The organism is Colwellia sp. F1 (genome assembly GCF_056238625.1).
In genome coordinates this window covers 15,938-32,291 of the sequence record NZ_JBWDLI010000010.1, presented here as the reverse complement: position 1 = coordinate 32,291, position 16,354 = coordinate 15,938, and the positions used below count along the sequence as shown (strand labels likewise).

Below are 16,354 nucleotides of genomic sequence, written 5' to 3'. Positions count from 1 at the left end.
GCTGTTTTAGGTGTTATTTGAGCGTGTTTAACTTGCTTTTTTATGGTAAAAAAGTCGTTAAAACACAAAATAAAATTCAGTTTACATTATCACGATAGAATACCTTATCTAGCGTGTTAACAACAAGCTTAATTGGCAATTTTGTCTGTTAGAGCAAAATTTTGTCTATACTGTGGTTAAGTAGCGTTACCATTGTGTTTAACAAGGCAATTAATAAACGTAATAGGAAGTAAGTATGTCTGACAAGAAAGAGTATCTGATGCAAGTTTATCAAGATCTTAATCGCTGGCTTAATGAAGTGAAAATAGAGCAAAAGCCTAGGGTAATGGAATTAATAAAGCAGGCAAAGTTATATGCCCAAGCCGCAGGAGATATGTCAGAAGAAAAGCTTAATCAATTTACCCATAACTTAAAACTAGATTTATATGATTTTTATCAGCAAAATCAAGCGGAAGCTAAAAGTTCAACCTATTTAGGCTTGCTTAAAGAAACGTTATGGTCAAACCTTGCTCAGTTAACCGACAAATCACAAGTTGAATGGGCCGAGCTAGTAGAAGACTTTGAACACGACGGCATATACCATACCGGCGATATCATTGGTTTTGGAGAGTTGGTCTGCCAAGACTGTGATGAAACAAAACATATTGTTTACCTGAGTGAAGTCACTGAATGCACCCGCTGTGGCGGCAATAGCTTTATTCGTCTGCCTTTAGATCCTTAGCCTCAATACTTTAATATTTGCTTATTGCCAGCTCAGCAATATTGTCGTTAAGTCGCGGGTAAATTAACTTGGTGGAAATTAGCTTTATATTGTTCGCTTAACCGTTAACGAGTACACTATTGCCATTGTTTTTCTCGTGCCACAATTTAAAAAAGTTATCTTCTCAAGGAACTACATGATCATAACACCTGCTCTGCAATGTAAACTTACTGCTGCACAACTTAGTTCAACTTTATCTAGCGATCTTTTCTGCCAAAATAAAAACACCGATAAGCACCAACAAATTTTTGTTGGCCATGAACGTGCCAAAGAAGCATTAGACTTTGGCCTTTCAATGTCATCTATCGGCTTTAATGTTTTCGCTATGGGAGAGCACGGTATAGGTAGGCAAACCTTAATTAAGCAAATGTTAGCGAGTTTAGCGAAAACGCAAAAAACCCCCGTAGAGTGGTGCTATATTAATAATTTTGACGAGAACCATGCACCGTATAAGCTGTATGTTAACCCAGGTGATGGCAAACAACTCTTGTCAAGAATGAACAAATTTATTGATGAATTAATGGATCTGTTTCCTGAAATTTTTGACAACCCCAGCTACCAAAGACATAAGTCGGTGATAGACCGTGATTTTAACAAAAAATATGACGAGGCGATTGCTGTGGTTGAAGCCATTGCCTTGCAAAATAACATTTCATTATTTGAAGAAAACGGTGAAATTAGTTTTGCCCCATTAGTTGATGGAAAACCATTAAATGATAAAGAATTTGCTGAAATTTCTGATACCGAGCGGACACAGTTTTATCAAATTCTAACTGAAATGGAAGTGGTGTTGGCAGAGCAGTTAATTGAGCTGCCCTTATGGAAACGAAAATCATCAGACTTACTACGTAAGCTAAAAATAGAAACAGCAGAGCAAGCGATACAGCCTTATTTACAAGAATTAGCGCAAGAGTTTAAAGAAAACCCAGGGATATTGAAATATTTAACTAAAGTAAAGAATAATATCGTTGATGCGTCATTAGAAATTTTAGTCAGTAACGAAGAAGACAGGCCAAGTGACAAAGAATTACGTAAATTAATGGTTGAGCGTTTCCTGCCAAACTTATTGGTCGCGAGAAATGAAAACGACGGGGCGCCGGTTATTTATGAGCAAAACCCTACTTTTCAAAACTTGTTTGGCCATGTTGATTACTCAAGCTCTCAAGGCAGTGTTTACACCAGTTATCGGCTCATTCGCCCTGGGGCTTTGCATAAAGCCAATGGGGGCTACTTATTACTTGATGTTGACAAATTGCTAACACAACCTTTGGTTTGGTCTCGGTTAAAACTAGCGCTTAAAACAGGGCAAATAACCATAGAAAACCCTTACTCTGAATTAAGCCAGCCAGGTGCTTATAGCTTACAACCTGAAAAAATTCCATTAGCGATCAAGGTTATTTTACTTGGTGACGCTGAAGTTTATTATACTTTACAAGATTACGACCAAGAGTTTACCGAATTATTTAGAGTGTTAGCTGACTTTGATCGCCACCTCGACAAAACGGATGACAACCTGATCGCGTTTGGTAATTTAATTCGTCAACGTGCGCAAAAATACCATTACCCTGAAGTTGACGACGCAGCAGTACTTGAATTAGTACGTTATGCGCTCAGACGGGCAGAGCATCAACATAAAATTTCTGCCAATATTGTGCAAACAAACGACTTATTAGATGAAGCGAATTATTGGTGGCATAAAAGTGGCGCTGTTGGCACATTGAACTCAACGCATGTTGCCATGGCGCTCGCGGCAAAAAAACGTCGTACTGGTCGCTTAAGTGAAACCTGGCTTGATGAAATTAAAGAACAACAAGTACTGATCAACACCGAAGGACAATTTATCGGTAAGGTCAATGGCTTAACTGTTTTAGAAATTGGCGACAGTGTTTTTGGGACGCCGGCACGTATCACCGCGACAGTTTATGCCGGAAGTCAGGGGGTTACTGATATTGAACGTGAGGTTGATTTAGGCAAGTCGATCCACTCCAAAGGTGTCTTATTACTCACAGGTTACCTAGGGCATAAATATGGGCAAAACTTCCCTGTTGCTATTTCAGCAAATATTGCCATAGAACAATCTTATGGCCATATCGACGGAGATAGTGCTTCTATGGCCGAACTTTGTGCCTTGATCTCTGCGATCACTTTATTACCTATTGATCAAAGCTTAGCGATTACAGGCTCTATTAACCAACACGGTGAAGTGCAATCCATTGGGGGCGCTAATGAAAAAATTGAAGGATTTTTTCAATTGTGTAAAGACAAAGGGTTAACAGGTAAGCAAGGTGTGATCATTCCCAAAACTAATGTAATCAACTTAATGCTCGACACCGAGGTAATTCAGGCCGTTGAACGTGGAGAGTTCGCTATTTATGCGGTAGAAACTATTGACCAAGCACTGGAGTTACTCATGCAAACCAAAGCAGGCGAAATGAATAGTACCGGTCGCTACCCTCGACAGTCTATTCATGGGTTAGCTTTAGCTAAACTATCACACTTTGCGCAGTTGCTCGAAGGAGATGAAGAGTAACGACAATAGTGGCTAACAGTTTAAGCGCCCTAGCGAGTTGTTTTATCAATACTTAATGCTGCGAGATTGGTTTCGACAGGGTGCTCAGATTAAAGGTGGGCTATTCAGGTTGGGCAGTAGTCGCTACTCAGTGCAACCATTTATCTTTGATAGACAACCAATGAGCTTTACCAGCTTTGGACGATAAACTGTGATGAATATCATTTTTAACATTTACCTGTGCTTTGGCAATTAAAATACTTCTGAAAAAATTGCGTTGGTAGCCTTCTAAAATATAGAGCCTGGCCGCTATTAGCGGGTATTTTTGTTGAAAATAAAAATAGGTATGAGCATCAATAATACCAATGTCTGCTCTGTTTTTGTAAAGCATCAACGGCACTAAAATTTCTTTTGTTATATCAATACGCGTTATCTTTTGTTGTTGAATACTTTCTTCCAATGTTGAGTAGCTATAACCGCGCACGCCAACGACCTTTTTTCCTATCAGTGTGGTGAGATCTTTATATTTTAAGGTAGCATCGTTGGTAATATAAAGCTCAGTATCCGGTACTAAGTCGTCAATCCACCAATACTTATTTTTTTGCGTATCGTTAACCCAACTGGGCTCAACCCACAATAGAACACCTTGGTTAATTAACAACTTCAATGCCCGCTGTTTAGGGATTAGTACAACGCGATAAGTGTATTTTTTTGAATGCTGGCTAAGGAAATTAGCAAAATCATAATTTAAACCAATTTTTTTACTGCTATCAACAATAAAAGGCGGTTTGTCCATATAAGTATAAAGGTCAACGAACTCTTTGGTATAGCTTTCTTGACCATCGCTACTAACGGAGAAAAAGAGCAACAAAATAGCGCACAGTATAAAGGATAGTTTATTGGACATAAGTGCAGCTAACCCCTTAATCTCTCTTGTAAAGTTTTCTTTAAGACTATTTACTTTACCAGGCTATGTCAAATAATAAGTGCGGTAGTGACACGTTTAATTGTCACTACCAAACAAAAGATTCGTCGTTAACTTTGTATACTATTTGAGAATGCATAATTTATTTACTTTACTTCTGTGAATTACAACGTTCTGTTGTACTATATTAAACAATTACATTCATTATTACATAGCTTTTAGCTACTCTTAAATTAAGGAAAGAGTACAATTTAAGTGTAAAGCAAATTGCCAATGTTATGGCAATGCCTTCAATTGAACGAGATTTAAATAAAATTTTAAATTTAAGTAGCCACGTTGAATGTAAAGTATATGACCAAAGTGGAAAGTTACTTGAAGATTCATTAAATAAGCTCAAATTTAAAGAAAAAGTTTAATCTAAAATATTAACCTGTGTTAGATATCTTATCCGCTTGTTAAGATAGTATATAGCTCTAACTTCCATTGTTAAGGACTTATTAATGGATTGGTCTGCAAAATTAAGAACACATATAGCTAAGAACGAAATAGAGTCATTAATTAAAAATTCTCTAACAAAACCTAACCGTCACTATGAAACTGCTAGGTTTTTCGTTGGCTTAGTCCATTTTATTCTTATTTTTATTTGTATTCAAAGTGATGGCTTAATTAGGGGGGTTGTAACACCCTCTCGAAATTAACCTTAGAGACTTTTTAGGTTCATTTAAGTGGTGTTTTATTGTGTAGGTTTAAATAAATGGTCTTTTTACGTAGATTATTGCTTTAAAAGGACAGTGTTTTTTAAGTTTCCCCCATAAAACAACATCTATCTTTACAGATTTTATATGAAATAAGTCCTCGAAATTGGCTTAGTGCCGATTTCGAGGGGATGCGCAAAATCCCAATTAGGAATTGGCGGAGCTACTGTTTATAAAATAATTAAAGAATAAAAAAACGACCCATCCCTAGAGTCGCTTAAATATTAAAACTAACAGTAATTAAATATACATTTAGTTATTTACACTCCCAAACACGGTGATAATAACCCCAGCTATCTCGCCCAACGGTTACTAAAGCTAGCTCTCCGGCAGTACATGTACGAAAGGGTTCATCCACGTAAAAATCGTGTTCAGGATAAAAAATTTCCTCTGTTGGCTGCCAGTAGACAGACGGAGCAGGCACAACATTATATGCTAATTTATTTGGGCTATTTGAAACAATTCCTGATAATTTTCCTGTTGATGAAGCATCTGATATAGCTTGAAGAACTTCCTGCGGAGAAGAATTTGGATGTGCCGACCTATAGCCTGCCGCTATACCGGCCACAAAAGGTGAAGACATTGATGTTCCGCTCAAAAGTCTTAAATTAGAATTGTCATCATAATTTGCCGCCCAAATAAGATCCCCAGGAGCATACAAGTCTATACAGGCGCCAAAGTTGCTATCAACACTTTCAGTATCTAGTTTAGTAGACGACGCCACCATTATAGAATGCTCTGCTTTATTTTTATTGTCAGTGTCATCACAAGCGTTTTTATCGTTGTTACCAGCTGATGTAACAACAACATGCCCAGCTTTTACTACTCTAGCTAAAACGTTTTTGATTAAATAACCAGGGTAAGTCGAGGAATAGTTAATAATTGAATTTGGTTGGCCATTATCTATTACCCATTCAAATGCTTCAATAACATCTGAAGCATGACCATTTTTCCCACAGTCATACGTGACACGAATAGAATGTATTGTAGCATCAGGAGCTACACCGTAGTTTGTCCCAGCTGCAATACCTGCTACATGTGTTCCATGCCCATTACAATCAGCAGTTGCACCTCCTGAAATAGTTGAAGTTACTGTTCCAATCCTTCCAGCGAATTCACTATGGTTTACATTAATACCTGAATCTATTATGTATATATTGGCACCATTACCCCCGTTTGTAACACTATACGAATCGTCTAAAGGTAAATCTCTTTGGTCAATTCTATCTAACCCCCACTTATCTACATTGGTTTCAGTTATAGCATCTTTTTCTATCATATCGATAAAGGGCATTTTTGATAAGCGCTTAACTTGTTTTTCAGTTAAATCTAAAACAACTCCAGAAAAGACAGATTTGAATGTTTTATTTAGTTTCCCTGAGTGAACTTGCTTTAAAAGTTCTTTTGGAATGTGAGTTTTTCCTATAAATACATCATTAAACTTAATTATATAGGACTCGGCAATATCAGATTTTGCAAAAGATGAAATAGAGGTTGACGCTAAGACCAGCGCAAATGCTAAAGTGATTAGTTTTCTTTTCATGAAATATATCCATATTTTTAGCAATTATTACAATCAAGAAAGAAAGTTCATACTTTTCAACTAATCTTCCTTGATAAGTGAGTGTCTATTATAGATCGTTTTTTTCGGCTTAATCAATTGTTTTATAAATAATTAATAAAGCCTCGGTATTTGTTTCTTTTTTATTTTTCAAGTAAAACTTCAATATTAACAGTCTCTACACCACATGTACCCGATGCTACTTCTATATTGTATTTTGACCAATCTAAATAACCTTCTTTAGAAACATGCACGTTATATATGCCTTCACGCTCTATCGCGCCGCTTAACACATAGTTATTTTCGCAGGTCTGAGAGTTTGGGTTTGATAACTCTTCTGAGTAGTTTGTATCTTCAATGATAATAGTCGCACCGCAAATAACTGATTGTTTCGTTTCTTTATCTTTAACATCTATAGATAAAGCGGGTGTCTTAACCGTTGCACAAACGATTCCATCATTTTTAGATTCATTACAACCAAATAATAATGCGAAGGTAAGTAAATAGCTTTTGTTAAAATTTTTCATAACACTTCCTTTTGAGAAATAGAATTTTCTATATGGATAATAACTCAACGTTAATTCGTGCGAGTTAACGCGAATAATATAATGTCTCAGTCTATATTTGAAGTGATAGTTATTAGTTTTGCTAAACTAAAAGTAAAACATATTATAGGTTGCATATAACCTGACGTGGTTTAATGGATTCGACTACCCCAGTTAAGACATAATAAGCTTAACTGGAGAAGAGAAATGACAAAACGTAAAAAATATACCAAAGAATTTAAACTTGATGCAATTTCTTTAGTCATAGATCAAAATATTAGTGTTGCTGAGGCTAGTAGAAACTTAGGTGTCAGCCCTCAAATGCTTGGTCGCTGGATTAAAGAAGAAGAAAGTGAAGATGGTCAAGCTTTTCGAGGTAACGGTAAGCTAACACCCGATCAAGAAGAAATACGTAAATTAAAAGCCCAAGTAAAGCGCCTGGAGATGGAGCGTGAGATATTAAAAAAAGCGACGGTCTTCTTTGCAAAAGAAACGAAGTAAAATATTCGTTTGTTACCCAATATAAGAAGATCTGGCCTGTTACATTAATGTGTCAGGTATTGGGCGTAAAAAGTAATAATTATTATAGTTATCAAAAGCGTAATACAGATAAAGTAAATGATACAACGCACCAAGAAATGCTTGAGTTAGTAAAAGATATTGCCAAATTTAGTGACAATACCTATGGCGAAAGGCGTATTAAAGCGGTACTGAATGCGTTGAGTTTCCCTGTAAGTCGATGGAAAGTAGCCAAATTAATGAAAGAGGCTAATGTTTGGGTTCGTTACAAAAAGAAATATAAATCAACAACCAATAGCGATCACAATAAACCGCTCTATAAAAATGAGCTTGAACAAAACTTTACCACAGAGCAACCGAACCAAGCATTTGTCGGTGATATCACCTACATTTGGACAGCAGAAGGTTGGCTCTATTTAGCTGTTGTTATTGACCTGTATTCCCGTAAGGTCGTTGGTTGGAGTATGGGGTCAAGAATGAAAGCTCAACTTGTCTGTGATGCGTTAACAATGGCTATTTGGCAACGAAAACCCGATAAAGGGCTTATTATTCATTCAGATCAAGGTGTTCAATACGCAAGCCACCAGTACAGAAACTTACTAAAAGATAATGGTTTTATTGGCAGTATGAGTAAAAAAGGCTGTTGCTGGGATAATGCCGTTGCAGAAAGCTATTTTGGTAGTTTAAAGCAAGAGGGTGTTCATTGGAGAAACTATGAAACACGCTATGAAGCACAGCAGGACGTAATGAATTACATAACCATGTGGTACAACAGTAACCGATTGCATTCCTACTTAAGGTATCAAAGCCCAAATGATTTTGAATTGAAAATTAATGAGTTAGAAAAAGTAGCTTAACTAGGGTGACTGAATTTACTTGACCAGGTCACAGTGTCAACTATCTTGAAAAACACCGTATGTAAATCATTATCAACAAAGGGACTGATAACGATTTGGATGAAAGGTTCGGAAGGAACATTGGGATTACGAAGAATTGCACCAAAGGCGTCTACTCGCCAGCAGTGATCATCAGCGGGAAATTCCCTTATTTTAGGAATGTTCCCTGCCATTAACTGACAACCTGCCAGTACACTATAACGATGTGAGTACAAAACATCGTTGTTTAGTAGTCCTTAGCGTTGTAACTCACAACTTCTTCACCCGCAGCTTGTTTATCAGCATGGTATGAAGAACGGACTAAGGGCCCACAAGCGGCATGTTTATAACCCATGCGCTTGGCTTCACGTTCGAACATGGCAAAATCATCAGGGTGAACATAGCGTTCAACGGCAAGGTGATCTTTACTGGGTTGTAAGTATTGCCCAATGGTTAACATGCTAACACCATGGTCGCGCAGGTCTTGCATCACTTCTAAAATTTCTTCGTTAGTTTCACCTAAACCCACCATTAAACCTGACTTGGTATTCACCGTAGGATTAGCTTCGCCAAAACGCTTAAGTAAATCTAACGACCATTGGTAATTTGCCCCGGGACGAACTTTAGTGTAAAGACGAGGCGCTGTTTCCATATTATGGTTAAACACATGCGGTGGATGTTGGTTCAAAATTTCAAGGGCTTTATCCATTCTGCCGCGAAAATCAGGTACTAAAATTTCTACTTTAGTGTTGGGGGCTTGCTCGCCAATTTCTTTAACACAATCAGCAAATTGTTGCGCGCCACCATCACGTAAATCATCGCGGTCAACGGAGGTAATAACAACATACTTTAAGCCCATATCTTTTAGGCTATTTGCCAGTTTTTTAGGCTCTTCACTGTTAGGTGCTAATGGGCGACCATGGCCAACATCACAAAATGGACAACGACGTGTACAAATATCACCTAAAATCATAAAGGTTGCTGTGCCGTGGTTAAAACACTCAGCCAAATTAGGGCATGATGCTTCTTCACAAACAGAATGAAGGTTATTTTTGCGCAAGTTCGCCTTAATACTATCAATTTTATCACTAGAGCGGGGCAGCTTTATGCGCAACCAGCTCGGTTTGCGCAGCATGGTTTCTTTGGTAGAGCTGACAACCTGAATAGGGATGTGCGCTAGTTTATCGGCATCACGTAATTTTGTACCAGGCGCCATTTTAGATGATTTTTTTACCGCAATGTCAGCGTTTACTACTTTGCTGTCACTCGTTGGCATCGTGTTATTTGACATGTCGTTGCTCATAATTGCTCGGTAATCCTGTTGGGTAAGACACTTCGTTAGCAGCTAACAAAGTGATGATATGTTTAACCAATGCCTTTGAGGCATCAGCCATATTTTGTGGGCCTTGAATATCGCATGTTTGAATCATTTCAAGACCAGCATAACCGCATGGGTTTATCCGCAAAAAAGGTGATAAATCCATGTTTACATTAAGTGCTAAGCCATGAAAAGAGCAACCTTTTCTAACTCTTAGCCCAAGTGAGGCAATTTTTTTATCGTTAACGTAAACCCCAGGGGCGTCAGGCTTAGGATAAGCTTTGATGTTGAAGTCATTAAGTGCAGCAACAATAGCGTCTTCAATAAGGGTAACCAACTGCCTTATACCTATTTTTTTGCGTCGCAAGTTAATCATAAAATATATCACTTGCTGGCCAGGGCCGTGGTAGGTTACTTGGCCGCCACGGTCAACTTTAACCACTTCAATATCACCCGGCATGAGTAGGTGCTCTTCTTTACCTGCTTGCCCTTGGGTAAAAACAGGGGGATGCTCAACTAGCCAAAGTTCATCCGGTGTTTGCTCATCACGGTTGTCAGTAAAGTTTTGCATGGCATGCCACACTCTACTGTAATCCATAGTATTTAATTGACGAACAATTAAGTTGCTTTTATTGACCGTAGTGGCTGAAGCAGGCAAAACAAACCTCGTACTGACGTGATAATATTATTGTTTATAGTAAAGTTAAAGCCGTGAGTAACATTATAAAACGTAACGCACTTGCTCTATGGCGTTTAATGTTGTGTAAATTTTTTCTATATGAGCTTTGCTCGTTACTGTGACTGGAATAGAAACAGAATGATAGTTCCCTTTGGCGCTCGGCGTTATCTTAGTTGTATAATCGCCAGGGGTATGTTTTTGCAGCTCAGCAATAATTAAGTCGGGTAGTTCATCACAGGCAACACCCATCACTTTAAAGTTAAGTACAGTGGGGAAGTCTAATAGTTCGTCGAAATGGGTTTTCATGTTTTTCTCTACAAAAGCTAATGCAAATAAGCAGTAATTACTCTGATATAAGTAGTTACCGTAATAATCGTATTATTTTATCATTAATTTAGCTCAAAGTGCTATGAGCGTTTACAAAAAGTAACGTTAATATATAACTAGCCGTTAGGGAAAACTTATGATTAAATAACTGTGTTTATTTACAGTGCAGCTGACACTGGATTTTTTGTTTATAAACCATAAGGTTATTAATGTTATCACTTTTGCAACAATCTGAAATAACCGTGCTTGTTATTTATGCAATACTCACGGTGTTATTATTATGCTTGTTATTTGTTATCCGACAAAACTTGCAACAACAAGGTGCGATTTCTCTGCTCAATGCCCAGCTTGAATTGTCAAACACCGCACAACAGAGCGCTTTAACACAGTTATTTGACAAGCAGCAGCTACAGCTATCCAATTCATTTGAGCAACAAATAGCTGATCTTCGGCTTAAATTATTAAGGGAATTAAGCAGCCAAAAAGAACAGCTCAACCAAACGTTAAGCCAAAACCAAAACCAAACACTTGACCAACTAATTAGTCATTTAAACCAAACGACTCAAGCTAACCGAGAAGAGCTGAGTAAGTCATTAATACAAAGCAGTGAGCAAATGACTAAGCGCATTGACGTGTTAACTAACGCGACGGATAAACGCTTGCAAGACATCAGTGCCCAAGTTGAAAAACGTCTTGCAGAAGGCTTTGAAAAAACCACTAAAACGTTTAGTGATATTTTACAGCGTTTAGCGTTGATTGACGATGCACAGAAAAAAATCACTGAATTATCAACCAATGTGGTCAGTTTGCAAGAAGTGTTAAACGATAAACGCTCTAGAGGGGCGTTTGGTGAAGTGCAACTGAGCGGTTTAATTCGTAATGTACTGCCAGAACAACACGTTAAAATGCAGCACACCTTGTCTAATGGCAAAATTGCCGACTGTGTGTTGTTGCTACCTGACCCTACCGGCAATGTTGTTGTCGATGCTAAGTTCCCTTTAGAAAGTTACCGTAAAATGATGGACTTTGAATTAGCTGAGTCAGACAGAAAAACCGCACAAAAACAATTTAAAATAGACATAAAAAAACATATCAATGACATTAGTGAGAAATATTTAATAGAAAATGAAACAGCAGACGGTGCGATTATGTTTATTCCAGCAGAAGCAATATTTGCTGAAATACACGGGCATCAAAGTGATTTAGTTGATTATGCGAATAAAAAACGGGTTTGGTTAGTCTCACCAACCACACTGATGGCGATATTAACCACGGCTCGCTCTGTTTTAAAAGACGAAGCAACGAGAAAGCAAATTCACATTATTCAAGCACACCTGTCTTATCTAGCCAAAGACTTTGACCGCTTTAAGGTGCGCTTTGCCAACTTAGCCAAACATATTGACCAAGCTGCAGTTGATGTAAGACAAATTCACACGTCGGCGGATAAAATATCAGGACGGTTTGAAAAAATTGAACAGGTAGAGCTGCAACAGTCTCAAGAGAATTTAATGGCTAAGGAAACGCATAGAGAAGAAGTAGGCGCTGGGGAAGAGACTAGATCCTAGTAACTAGTAACTAGTTACTAGGAAGACTTTAGTCCTTACCTCTAGTACCTTAAAAGGCGACATTGACGAACACGATCAGTAGCAAAACAGGGCAGATAAAGCGCAGGTAAAAGCCAAACACCTTCAATTTTACATTATTATTTATTAAAGCAATATTGCTTAGTTTATTGCCTCGCTGCCAAATCCAACCAATAACTATAAAGTAAAACAACGACATTAATGGCTGCAATACTGTCGTTAGCGCCTGTACAACTAAGCCAAATAACACCTCAAAAAAGGCAACTAAAGTCATACTGGCGGCTAAAACCACAATAGACACTAACCAAGTAGCGCCATTACGATTCAGACGTTTATTTTCGACCAAATAGGCCACGGGCACTTCCGTTGTTGAAATAGTTGAAGTGAGCGCGGCAATTGAGAGTAAAGTAAAAAAGCTAAAAGCAACAATTAAACCGGTCGTGCCCATAGAGCTAAATAACGACGGAAGAATTTGAAATATAAGTTGTCCCTCGCCAATGAGGTGGCCATTGGTAAACACTTCTTGGCCTGCGTGTTGTGCAACAAACAAGGCGGGAATAATAAGTAAACCGGCTAAAAAAGCAATACAAGTGTCAAGGGCTGCAATAGAGACAACCAGTTTGCCAATATCTTGCCCTTTTTTCATATAAGAGCCATAAACCATCATACCGCCAACACCAATAGACAATGAAAAGAATGCTTGCCCCATGGCTGAAATAATAAGTTTTGGGTTCGTTACTTGTGAAAAATCAGGAATAAGATATAAAGCCACACCTTGTGCAGCACCTTGCTGTTGCAAAATATAAACGATCAGGCCAATAAGCATCATTAATAAAAGTGGCATTAAACGGCTTGACCAGCGCTCTATACCAGCATGAACGCCCTGATGAATAATTGCCGCCCCAAGTAAGATAAACACAGGGGTAAACATAACATTACGCAGTGTACTTGATGTTGCCAACCAGGTTGCAATATCGTTAAAGCCAAGTAGATTAAATAAAGCACTTAAGGCGTGTGCTAACATCCACCCAGCTACAATACTATAAAAACTTAACATCATCATAGCGCCCACTAAACCGATAATACCGGCGTTACGGCCTACAGTATTAAAGCGCTTCCCACAAGCTTCTGCAAGCGCACTTACAGGATTTTTTTGTGCTTGATTACCAATATAAATCTCAGCGTATAAAGCAGGTAAAGCAAGCAATACAGTAACAATAAGATAAACAAATAAAAATGCACCACCGCCATTATTCGCCGCTTGTGTTGGGAAACCCCATATATTTCCTAAACCAATGGCAGAGCCTGCCGCAGCTAAAACAAAACCTAACCGAGAATGGAAAGAATCACGAGAAACACTAGAAGATGGCATAAAGAGTATAATTATGTTGTTAAAAAAATAATAGTTGCTGAGCTTACCTAGTAAAAAGGCTCAGGGGAAGCAGTAATCCGAGTTGTTAGCGCTTTTCTCTAAAATATCTTGTCTTATGGTATTATCATCCGAAACATTTAGCATTGAGAGTAAACAAGTATGCTCAAGTATCAAATTATTCCCGTAACACCGTTTCAGCAAAATTGTACCTTATTTTGGTGCAACGAAACCAAACAAGCAGCGGTGGTTGACCCCGGTGGTGACCTTGATAAAATAATCACTGCAATTGACCAACATCAATTAACATTAAGCAAAATATTCCTCACCCATGCGCACATTGACCACGCAGGGGCAACGGATGCATTAGCCACACATTATCAGGTAACAGTAGAAGGGCCGCATAAAGAGGACCAGTTCTGGATTGACTTGGTGGAAGAGCAAAAGCAACACTTTGGTTTTCCTGATGCCCAATCTTTCACACCAGATCGCTTCTTAAACCAAGGTGATACCGTTAGTTTTGGTAATATCACGCTAGAAGTTTATTTTTGCCCAGGGCATACGCCGGGCCACGTTGTCTTTTTTCATCGTGCATCGAAATTAGCACAAGTTGGCGATGTATTATTTAAAGGATCGATTGGTAGAACGGATTTCCCTCGCGGCGATAAAGCGACCTTAATTAGCTCAATTAGAAACAATCTGTTTTCATTGGGTGATGAAGTGCGCTTTATTCCAGGACACGGCCCTATGAGTACTTTTGGACAAGAGCGCATTAACAACCCTTATGTCAGTGACCATGCAGTCGCCAATAAAAGCAGTTAGCAGGTGTTGCGAGTAGACTGAGTGCATGTCAAGGTAATCACCTTGCACTCAGTCTAGCTTATAGCGCAGTAAGTTAAGCTAACCAATGTAACAAGCAGTCTAACCCCTGTTGGTTAATACTGCTGTCAGCTTGTGCTAACACAATAGGTTTAGCGTGAAACGCCACGCCAAAACTTGCCGCCGCCATCATAACTAAATCATTAGCGCCATCGCCCATAGCAACGGTTTGAGCACTAGGTATTTTGTATTCTGCTGCCAATAAATGTAAGGAGTCTGCTTTTACTTGAGCATCAACCACATCGCCTAAGACTTTACCGGTCAGTTTACCGTCAACAATTTCTAACACATTCGCAAACGCGGCATCAAGCTTTAACATGTCTTTAAGGTGATCAGCGAAGTAGGTAAAACCGCCTGAAGCAATGGCAACACGCCAGTGATGTTTTTTAAGCTCACTGACTAAGGTTTCTAAACCTGGCATGAGTGGGATATTTTTGGCAACATCCTCTAGAATTTGTGCTGGTGCGTTGGTTAAGGTGGCAACCCGTTGATGCAAACTTTGCGAAAAATCTAACGCGCCTTGCATAGCAAGCTCTGTTACGGCAGCAACCTGTTCACCAACACCGGCTAACTTTGCTATTTCATCAATGCACTCAATTTCTATTGTGGTTGAGTCCATATCCATGACTAACAAGCCAGGCTCATTTAACTTAGGCGCACTCTGAATTAAGGCTGCTTCTATTTTATTTGCTAAGGCAAAATCAGCGAGGGCATGGCGCGACTTACTAAAGTTATCGCAGCTTACGCTAAAGCGATAACTGGTTTGGTTGTTGCGCGTGTTGATGGCTGCTAAGGCTTCAATATTCAAATGACAATCACGCTGCAATAAGCGTAAATGATGTAGTGATAAGGTTGAAAAAACAACTAATTCTGGTTTAAGCGACTTACTCGTATGGTTATCATTTAATATTAACTGCTCATCGCTTACGCTAAAGTTAAGGGGCAGCTCACAGTTAATTGCATTTTTGGCAAAATAATCTTCAAGTGATAAAGATGAAATTTCAGTAGAAAAAGATACAGTAGTAGAAAAAGACACGTTAACTCTCTATTATAGGTGTAAGTATATCGATACCATGCACGTTTATGATGAATGAATATGATGACTAAATTAGAACAGCCTTTATACCCTAAACTCTCGTCAATTTATAATAAAATTCTGCAATTAGTTAGTGCTATTTTAATAATTGTGATTTTACTGGCCTTTTTAGTGGCTAACACAGAAAAAAATGACCGCGTGATTAACCAGCACTTTGAACAAGTGGCTGACAAACTTTTGCAACAAGCCATTGCGGGTATTCTGGTGCTTTTAACTGACAGTAATACCCCAGTAAGTAAAAAAGAGCGCAATGCGCAGTTGCAGGCTTATGTCAATAACCTGGCCAACGCTGACTACATTAAGCATGTACACTTGTATGAAAGCACTGGCGCCTTAATGGTAAAGTCAAACTCTGCTGGTGAAACTAGCCATACCATTAAGCTACTTTATGGTATTGATGAAAGCTTGTTAACATTAGATAAAAGTAAGCAATACATTCCTGTCATTAAAGAAATCCGTCAAGGTGAATTAATCGGGTACTTGCGCCTAACCATTGAAAAATCTTATTTAACTCAGGCGTTGAGTAAAACTAACCATGAAAGCAATACGCTTTTTCGGCTATTGTTAATTGCCGCAGGTTTAGTAGGCTTTTTACTAACACGCGGCTTAAATCGTTTTAGTCGACAAGGGTATAGAGCGCCCAAAACTTACTAA

General features: G+C 38.5%; 14 protein-coding genes. 6 read left to right on the top strand and 8 right to left on the bottom strand.

Annotated elements, in window-relative coordinates:
• Nucleotides 1-235: 235 nt before the first annotated feature.
• Both AC0UA9_RS10800 and AC0UA9_RS10795 read left to right on the top strand, forming a co-directional pair.
• Nucleotides 236-721, top strand: a complete 486-nt coding sequence (locus AC0UA9_RS10800) for a zinc ribbon-containing protein (RefSeq protein WP_475659931.1) — start codon at nucleotides 236-238, stop codon at nucleotides 719-721.
• Between the two features lie 175 nt (nucleotides 722-896).
• Nucleotides 897-3,290: a Lon protease family protein gene (locus AC0UA9_RS10795; protein ID WP_475659930.1), complete on the top strand. Its 2,394-nt coding sequence runs from the start codon at nucleotides 897-899 to the stop codon at nucleotides 3,288-3,290.
• 127 nt (nucleotides 3,291-3,417) lie between these two features.
• Here AC0UA9_RS10795 and AC0UA9_RS10790 read toward each other — a convergent pair whose 3' ends face one another.
• The 3 genes from AC0UA9_RS10790 to AC0UA9_RS10780 all read right to left on the bottom strand — a co-directional run bounded on the left by AC0UA9_RS10790 (nucleotide 3,418) and on the right by AC0UA9_RS10780 (nucleotide 7,037).
• Nucleotides 3,418-4,176 carry a hypothetical protein gene (locus tag AC0UA9_RS10790; RefSeq protein WP_475659928.1) on the bottom strand — a complete coding sequence of 253 codons (759 nt, stop codon included), beginning with the start codon at nucleotides 4,174-4,176 and terminating at the stop codon, nucleotides 3,418-3,420.
• Between the two features lie 1,029 nt (nucleotides 4,177-5,205).
• Entirely contained in the window at nucleotides 5,206-6,492 is a 1,287-nt protein-coding gene (locus AC0UA9_RS10785) for a S8 family peptidase (RefSeq protein ID WP_475659926.1), read from the bottom strand.
• A gap of 161 nt (nucleotides 6,493-6,653) precedes the next feature.
• Complete coding sequence (locus tag AC0UA9_RS10780) at nucleotides 6,654-7,037, bottom strand: hypothetical protein (RefSeq protein WP_475659924.1); 384 nt, start codon at nucleotides 7,035-7,037, stop codon at nucleotides 6,654-6,656.
• 225 nt (nucleotides 7,038-7,262) lie between these two features.
• On the opposite strand from AC0UA9_RS10780, the gene AC0UA9_RS10775 reads away from it, so the two are divergent.
• A protein-coding gene (locus AC0UA9_RS10775) for an IS3 family transposase (RefSeq protein WP_475659923.1) occupies nucleotides 7,263-8,431 on the top strand; the annotation gives its coding sequence in 2 pieces (ribosomal slippage) (nucleotides 7,263-7,512 and nucleotides 7,512-8,431; 1,170 coding nt in all).
• A 265-nt stretch (nucleotides 8,432-8,696) separates the two neighbouring features.
• Here AC0UA9_RS10775 and lipA read toward each other — a convergent pair.
• From lipA to ybeD, 3 genes are all read right to left on the bottom strand, one after another.
• Nucleotides 8,697-9,665, bottom strand: coding sequence for a lipoyl synthase (gene lipA / locus AC0UA9_RS10770; protein ID WP_475660213.1), 969 nt, complete (start codon nucleotides 9,663-9,665; stop codon nucleotides 8,697-8,699).
• A gap of 64 nt (nucleotides 9,666-9,729) precedes the next feature.
• On the bottom strand, nucleotides 9,730-10,365 hold the full coding sequence (gene lipB, locus AC0UA9_RS10765) for a lipoyl(octanoyl) transferase LipB (RefSeq protein ID WP_475660211.1): 636 nt from the start codon (nucleotides 10,363-10,365) through the stop codon (nucleotides 9,730-9,732).
• Nucleotides 10,366-10,488: 123 nt separating this feature from the next.
• Complete coding sequence (gene ybeD, locus AC0UA9_RS10760) at nucleotides 10,489-10,752, bottom strand: DUF493 family protein YbeD (protein ID WP_475659921.1); 264 nt, start codon at nucleotides 10,750-10,752, stop codon at nucleotides 10,489-10,491.
• Nucleotides 10,753-10,982: 230 nt separating this feature from the next.
• On the opposite strand from ybeD, the gene AC0UA9_RS10755 reads away from it, so the two are divergent.
• Nucleotides 10,983-12,338, top strand: a complete 1,356-nt coding sequence (locus AC0UA9_RS10755) for a DNA recombination protein RmuC (protein ID WP_475659919.1) — start codon at nucleotides 10,983-10,985, stop codon at nucleotides 12,336-12,338.
• Nucleotides 12,339-12,387: 49 nt separating this feature from the next.
• On the opposite strand, the gene AC0UA9_RS10750 is transcribed toward AC0UA9_RS10755, so the two are convergent.
• Nucleotides 12,388-13,728 (bottom strand): sodium-dependent transporter, encoded by a 1,341-nt coding sequence (locus tag AC0UA9_RS10750; RefSeq protein ID WP_475659917.1) that lies wholly within the window; start codon nucleotides 13,726-13,728, stop codon nucleotides 12,388-12,390.
• A 159-nt stretch (nucleotides 13,729-13,887) separates the two neighbouring features.
• Between AC0UA9_RS10750 and AC0UA9_RS10745 the strand changes: the two genes are divergently transcribed.
• On the top strand, nucleotides 13,888-14,547 hold the full coding sequence (locus AC0UA9_RS10745) for an MBL fold metallo-hydrolase (protein WP_475659915.1): 660 nt from the start codon (nucleotides 13,888-13,890) through the stop codon (nucleotides 14,545-14,547).
• Nucleotides 14,548-14,620: 73 nt separating this feature from the next.
• Here AC0UA9_RS10745 and serB read toward each other — a convergent pair whose 3' ends face one another.
• Nucleotides 14,621-15,640 carry a phosphoserine phosphatase SerB gene (gene serB, locus AC0UA9_RS10740; RefSeq protein ID WP_475659913.1) on the bottom strand — a complete coding sequence of 340 codons (1,020 nt, stop codon included), beginning with the start codon at nucleotides 15,638-15,640 and terminating at the stop codon, nucleotides 14,621-14,623.
• Between the two features lie 60 nt (nucleotides 15,641-15,700).
• Here serB and AC0UA9_RS10735 point away from each other — a divergent pair, with 60 nt between their 5' ends.
• On the top strand, nucleotides 15,701-16,354 hold the full coding sequence (locus AC0UA9_RS10735; protein ID WP_475659911.1) for an AhpA/YtjB family protein: 654 nt from the start codon (nucleotides 15,701-15,703) through the stop codon (nucleotides 16,352-16,354).